The 441-nt window shown below is 46.0% G+C and carries 1 pseudogene; it reads right to left on the reverse strand.

Annotated elements, in window-relative coordinates:
• Nucleotides 1-124: 124 nt before the first annotated feature.
• Nucleotides 125-441: pseudogene (locus tag BHE89_RS20845) on the reverse strand (helix-turn-helix domain-containing protein); the annotation flags it as partial.

Here is a 441-nt window from a genome sequence, read left to right on the forward strand (position 1 = left end):
CTCAGTGTGATACTTTTCAGCGCCCCCGTAATTTCACGATGTAAACGCGCTTCAATCGGTGCGATTTCGGGATTTTTATCGCGCCATCAATGACTTTGATCCCGACACAATGATAGCTAGATTGTCTGCCATGCTTACTTTTAAACGTGGGAAAACGGGCTTTTAGTTTCGGATTAAAAAAGTTTGGAGAAAGCCACGTCAAGGTTAATCACCGCCTGCTGCAATGCAATAGAATCATATTCTTTAAGCCACCCATATCTGCGGGATTTTTTCGCCACGGCAAGCAGCGGTTTAAGGTCTTTACGCGGGTTTAAATTTACGCCGTGCCGCTGGTAAGCGTCTTTCTTGATGTGCAGCGCTTTGTTGTACGCAAAACGAACCGCACCGAACTGAGCGTTGAGATATTCAGCCTGTTCTGGTGTTGGGTAGATGCGTACTTTT

The sequence above is a fragment of the Shigella sp. FC1967 genome, assembly GCF_001743005.1.
GTDB lineage: Bacteria > Pseudomonadota > Gammaproteobacteria > Enterobacterales > Enterobacteriaceae > Proteus.